This window comes from Candidatus Streptomyces philanthi, assembly GCF_059553635.1.
Genome location: NZ_JCANQV010000348.1, coordinates 1 through 5,535, shown reverse-complemented (window position 1 = coordinate 5,535; position 5,535 = coordinate 1). Strand labels below are relative to the sequence as shown.

Annotated in this window: 5 protein-coding genes; 3 read left to right on the top strand and 2 right to left on the bottom strand. The window is 75.6% G+C overall.

Translation table 11 applies throughout. The features are described 5' to 3' along the window. From AC51EU_RS26500 to AC51EU_RS26490, 3 genes are all read left to right on the top strand, one after another. A partial coding sequence (locus tag AC51EU_RS26500; protein WP_496269609.1) for a CoA transferase occupies positions 1–797 on the top strand: 797 nt, incomplete at its 5' end. 135 nt (positions 798–932) lie between these two features. Next, on the top strand, positions 933–1,553 hold the full coding sequence (locus tag AC51EU_RS26495) for a GNAT family N-acetyltransferase (RefSeq protein ID WP_496269608.1): 621 nt from the start codon (positions 933–935) through the stop codon (positions 1,551–1,553). 166 nt (positions 1,554–1,719) lie between these two features. Next, positions 1,720–3,741 carry a DUF5107 domain-containing protein gene (locus AC51EU_RS26490; protein WP_496269607.1) on the top strand — a complete coding sequence of 674 codons (2,022 nt, stop codon included), beginning with the start codon at positions 1,720–1,722 and terminating at the stop codon, positions 3,739–3,741. A 78-nt stretch (positions 3,742–3,819) separates the two neighbouring features. Here the strand turns inward: AC51EU_RS26490 and AC51EU_RS26485 are convergent, their stop codons facing one another. Further along, positions 3,820–4,179, bottom strand: a complete 360-nt coding sequence (locus AC51EU_RS26485) for a VOC family protein (protein WP_496269606.1) — start codon at positions 4,177–4,179, stop codon at positions 3,820–3,822. Between the two features lie 75 nt (positions 4,180–4,254). Next, the gene (locus tag AC51EU_RS26480; RefSeq protein WP_496269605.1) at positions 4,255–5,070 is read right to left on the bottom strand and encodes a class I SAM-dependent methyltransferase; all 816 of its coding nucleotides are present in this window, start codon (positions 5,068–5,070) and stop codon (positions 4,255–4,257) included. Positions 5,071–5,535: the final 465 nt, after the last annotated feature.

The window sequence follows — 5,535 nt, the reverse complement described above, 5'->3', positions numbered from 1 at the left end:
CGCTGGGGCCCCTGACCGGTACCCCGCTGCGGCCCGCCGCCGGGGTGCGGGTGCTCGACCTGACGCGGGTGATCGCCGGCCCGGTCGCCACCCGCACCCTCGCCCTGCTCGGCGCCGATGTCCTGCGCGTCGACGCCCCGCAGCTCCCGGAGAGCCAGGACGCCCACAACGACACCGGCTTCGGCAAGAGGTCGACCGCCCTCGACCTGGGCGCGCGCGCCGACCGGGCCGCCTTCGACGCCCTGCTGGCACAGGCGGACGTCGTGGTCACCGGCTACCGCCCCGGCTGCCTGGACCGCTTCGGCCTGGCGCCCGAGGAGCTGGCCGAGCGCCGCCCCGGCCTGGTCGTCGCACGGCTCTCCGCCTGGGGCGACGACGGCCCCTGGGGCGGCCGCCGCGGCTTCGACAGCCTGGTGCAGGCGGCGACCGGCATCGCCGTCACCGAGGCCGCCGGGGACGGCACGCCCGGCGCCCTCCCCGCCCAGGCGCTCGACCACGGCACCGGCTATCTGCTGGCCGCCGCCGTACTGCGCGCGCTGACCGAACGCGACGACCACGGCGGCACCGCGCTGGCCACCCTGTCCCTGGCCCGCACGGCCCGCTGGCTGCTGCACGACGTACCCCGCGCCACCACCGTCCCCCCGGAACCGTACGACCCCGAGCCGTACCTGGGGTGGACGGACAGCCCGGTCGGACGGCTGCGGTACGCCCTGCCGCCGGTCTCCTTCGACGGCGGCCCCGTCACCTGGACGAGCCCGCCCGGACGGTGCGGCACCGACGCACCCGTATGGCGGTAGGCCGAACGGGTGGCGTACCGGGGGCGGGCGCTCCCGGTACGCCGCGCGACAGCGGGCCTTCCGCTCCGTCAAGGGCCGTTCGGCCGGGGCATTACGCCCTGGCGGCGGGCCGTCCGCGCTCCGTAAGATTCGCCGATGACCGACGAGCGTTATCTCGCCCAGGGCCCCCGCGTGGGCATCCGGCCGTTCACCGAGGACGACCGGGAGGAGTTCACGGCACGGGCGCGGGAGAGCGCGGAGCTGCACCAACCGTGGCTGTACCCGCCCGCCGACCCCGCCGCGTACGACGGCTACCTGGCCAGGCTCCGGGAGCCGCAGCGGGAGGGCTTCCTGGTCTGCGAACGGGACGGCGGCCGGATCGCCGGCTACCTGACGATCAACAACATCGTGCACGGCGCGTTCCGTTGCGGCGCGATCGGCTACGGGGCCTTCACGCACGCCGCCGGGCGCGGCCTGATGAGCGAGGGCCTGCGGCTGGTGCTGCGGTACGCCTTCGGGTCTCTGGGGCTGCACCGTCTGGAGGTCAATGTGCAGCCCGCCAACGTCCGCTCGATCGCGCTGGTCAAGCGTGCCGGGTTCCGGCTGGAAGGTTTCTCCCCCGACTTCCTCCTCATCGACGGCGCCTGGCGCGACCACGAACGCTGGGCGATCACCAGCGAGATGCTGCCGGAGGACGACCCCTTCGAGGACGAGGAGCCCCGCGCGGACGAGGAACCGTTCCCCGGCGACGGCGGGAGGCTCCGGCACCGGGTGTAGGGCGCGCGCACGCCGGTCCGCCGCCCCTCGGAAGGGGAGCGCGCCTCCCTTCCGGTGCCCTCGGAAGAGGCGCCAAGAGACCCTGTTCACCGGGACGTTCAGGGGGTTCCATGGTCAACAGGCGGCCGCCGCAGCCGAGGCGGCCCGGTTCTCCTTGCGAGGCAGTGTGGCCACGAGCGTGCGATGCACCACCCTGACCCTTCCCGCGGCTCCCCTCGGCCCGGACAACCCCCTTCCGGCGCTGCGCGGTGGCGACGACGTCCACCGCGTCGACCTCCCCGACGACGTCCGCCCGCCCGCCGACATGGCCCGCCAGCTCGGCCACGAGCCGCTGCGCTCCCTCCTGCCCGTGGCGCACCGCGACGGATACGGCCGCACCCGCCACCCCGCCACCGTCGACGCGCTGGTCGTCGAGAACGACCGGCTGCGCGCCACCGTCCTGCCCGGCCTCGGCGGCCGCGTCCACTCGCTGTACCACAAGCCCACCGGCCGTGAACTGCTCTACCGCAACCCCGTTCTCCAGCCCGCCTCCTTCGCCCTCAACGGCGCGTGGTTCTCCGGCGGCATCGAATGGAACATCGGCGCCACCGGCCACACCACCCTCTCCTGCGCCCCGCTGCACGCCGCCCGCCTCCGGGCCCCGGACGGCGGCGAGATGCTGCGCCTGTGGGAGTGGGAGCGGCTGCGCGACCTGCCGTTCCAGGTGGACCTGTGGATCCCGGAGGACTCGGACTTCCTCCACGTCGGGGTGCGCATCCGCAACCCGCACCCCCACACCGCGCCCGTCTACTGGTGGTCCAACACCGCCGTCCCCGAGGACGAGCACACCCGGGTGCTCGCCCCGGCCGACTCCGCCTGGCACTTCGGCTACGACCGCATCCTGCGGCAGGTCCCGGTCCCCGTCTCCGGCGGCACCGACCGCAGCTATCCGCTCCGCGGCGACATCCCCGCCGACTACTTCTACGAGGTCCCGGACGACGCCCGCCGCTGGATCGCCTCCCTCGACGCCGACGGCCACGGCCTGGTGCAGACCTCCACCGACCTGCTGCGCGGCCGCAAACTGTTCCTGTGGGGCGCGGGCCGCGGCGGCCGCCGCTGGCAGCGCTGGCTGACCGAACCCGGCACCGGCGGCTACGCCGAGATCCAGGCCGGCCTCGCCCGCACCCAGTTGGAGCACGTACCGCTGGAGGGCGGCGCGGAGTTCGCCTGGCTGGAGGCGTACGGACCGCTCGCCGCCGACGCGCGGACCGTGCACGGCGACGACTGGGGAGCCGCCCGGGACGAGGTCGCCGGCCGTCTCGGCGCGGCCCTGCCGCGGGCCGCCGTCGACGCCGCGTACGCCGCCTGGCGCCCGTACGCCGACCACCCGCCGGAGGAGACGCTGGCCACCGGGTCCGGCTGGGGCGCCCTCGAAGAGGCCAGGATCGGCCGGGGCCTGCCCGGCACCCCCTTCGACGCGGCGGCCCTCGGGGTCGAACAGCGGCCCTGGCTCGCCCTGTTGCGGACGGGGGAGTTCCCGCCCTGCGAGCCGGTGCCCGTCACCGGTCCCGTCTCCCCGGCCTGGCGCGATCTGCTGGAGTCCGCGCCGCCCGGCGCCGCCACCGAGCACCGCCTCGGGCTCGCGCAGTGGTACGCGGGCGACCGCGCCCAGGCCGTACGGAGCTGGGAGCGCGCCCTGGTGCACGGCGGTGCCGGCTGCCTGCCCCTGTACTGCCTCGCCGTCGCCGAGGCCGAGGCCGGCGACGCGGAGCGCGCCGCCGACCGCTACGCCCAGGCGTTCGCCTGCGCCCTGGACGCGGCCGGTGACGAGGCGGAGGACGGGCGGGTCCTGGTGACCGCGCTCGCGCGGGAGACGGTGCCCGCGCTGCTGGCCGCCGGGCGGACCGAGGAGGCCGCCGGCGTCCTCGCCCGGCTGACGCCCGAGGAGGCCGCCCGCGGCCGATTCCGGCTGCTGACCGCCCATGTCCTGCTCGCGCGGGGACGGGCGGCCGAGGCCCGGCGGATCTTCGACGACGGCTTCGAGATCGCCGACCTGCGGGAGGGCGACGAAACCCTGGAGACCACCTGGTACGCCATCGCGGAGCGCCTGGTCGCGGGCTCCGGGCCGGTCGGTGACGAGACGCGCGCCGCCGCCCGCGCCGCGCACCCGCTGCCGGAGCGCTACGACTTCCGGATGCGCCCCGAGTGACCGGGGGACGCCCCACCCGCCGGCGGCCGTGCCGGGAAGCCCCCGGCACGGCCACCACCGTACGCCGTCGCCGTCCGTTCAGGCGGAGGCGTCCTGCCGTCGGTCGACGTACTCGAAGACCGAGCCGTCCGGGTGCCGGGCGACGAGATTGCGGCCGATGGGCGTCGACAGCGGTCCGGCGATGATGTCGGCGCCGACCGCCTTCAGATCGGCGACCGCGTCGTCCACGTCGTCCACCGCGAGCGTCGCGGTGATCTTCCGCAGTACCGAGAGTTCCGCCTCCGGACCGCTCATCAGGAAGAAGCAGCCGACCGCGGCGACCGCGACGCGGCCCCGTTGGAAGCGGACCGCCTCGGCGCCCGTCAGCCGCTCGTAGACGGCGACCGCGGAGTCGAGGTCGCCGACGCACACACGCAAGGAGGTCCCCAGAATGTCCATGCGGGGAAGCCTAGTTGGGGTGGTGTCGCGGCGCGATCACTTGGCGTCGATCAGTGGCCGCACCCCGCCGGGCCCTCACACCCGGCACAGGATCTCCCCGTGCAGCACGGCGAACCAGCCGTCCTCCCGCGCACCCCACTCCCGCCACGCCGCGGCGATCCGCGCCAGGTCCTCCGCCGTGGCGTGACCGCCGTCCACCGCGCGCCCGGCGTACGCCGACGCCACCGTGCGCTCGGCCCACAATCCGCTCCACCAGGCACGGTCCCGCGGCGAGTGGAAGCACCAGACACCGGCCGTGGCGGTGATCCGCTCCGGCGCGAAACCGGCCCGCCGCGCCCAGGCGTGCAGCCGGCGCCCCGCGTCCGGCTCGCCGCCGTTGGCGCGCGCCACCCGCAGATACAGCTCCTGCCATTCCGTCATCCCGTCCACCGCCGGGTACCAGGTCATCGCCGCGTAGTCGGCGTCCCGGACCGCGACGACGCCGCCGGGCCGGGTGACCCGCCGCATCTCGCGCAGCGCCTGGACGGGGTCGCCCACGTGCTGGAGCACCTGATGGGCGTGGGTGACGCAGAAGGCGGCGTCGGGGAAGTCCAGCGCGTGGACGTCACCGACCGCGAAGCGGACGTTGTCCAGGCCGCGCCCGGCAGCGGTGGCACGGGCCCGGTCCAGGACGTCCGGGGCGTGGTCGAGCCCGGTGACCCGGCCCCCGGGGACCAGCTCCGCCAGGTCTGCGGTGATGGTGCCGGGGCCGCATCCGACGTCCAGGACCTCCATGCCCGGCCGCAGCGAGTCCAGCAGATAGCCCGCCGAGTTGGCGGCGGTGCGCCAGCTGTGGGACCGCAGGACGGACTCGTGGTGCCCATGGGTGTAGACGGCGGTCTCCCGTGACATGGTCGGCTGCTCCTTCGCGTCGGTGGTGCGCGGTGGCGCCGGGCGGGTCGCGCCCGGTACCCCTTCGGGGCCGGGTGTTCCACGGTACGCGGCCGTCCCGGATCGCGAGAGGGGGATCTCACGATGTGGTTGCTGCGTCAACTCTTCCAGTACGCCGACGACTTCGGCAGGCGCCTGCTGCGGCGGTCCCGTACGCCGGGCCCCCGCCGTCCGGGTGATGCCCCGTCCGGCCGTGCCGCCCGGTGCCGGGTCCGGTCGGCGGACCGCCGCCCCGGCGCCGCTGACGTGTCGGCACGTCAGGTGGGCCGCGATCTGCGAAGGTGGTCGGAGCCGTGATTCATGTGATGGGCCCACGATCGTTCCGCGGGCCCGGCGCCGACCACGGCACGGCCGGGCGGCAGGGACGCGGCCGTGCCGGGCGTCGCGGAGTGTGGAGGTACGGATGCAGCGGACCGCCCCGGAGCC

What these genes read in the sequence shown, in the direction of transcription:
- AC51EU_RS26480 (WP_496269605.1), bottom strand. Translation starts at nt 5,070, where the DNA reads ATGTCACGGGAGACCGCCGTCTACACCCATGGGCACCACGAGTCCGTC.
- AC51EU_RS26495 (WP_496269608.1), top strand. Translation starts at nt 933, where the DNA reads ATGACCGACGAGCGTTATCTCGCCCAGGGCCCCCGCGTGGGCATCCGG.
- AC51EU_RS26485 (WP_496269606.1), bottom strand. Translation starts at nt 4,179, where the DNA reads ATGGACATTCTGGGGACCTCCTTGCGTGTGTGCGTCGGCGACCTCGAC.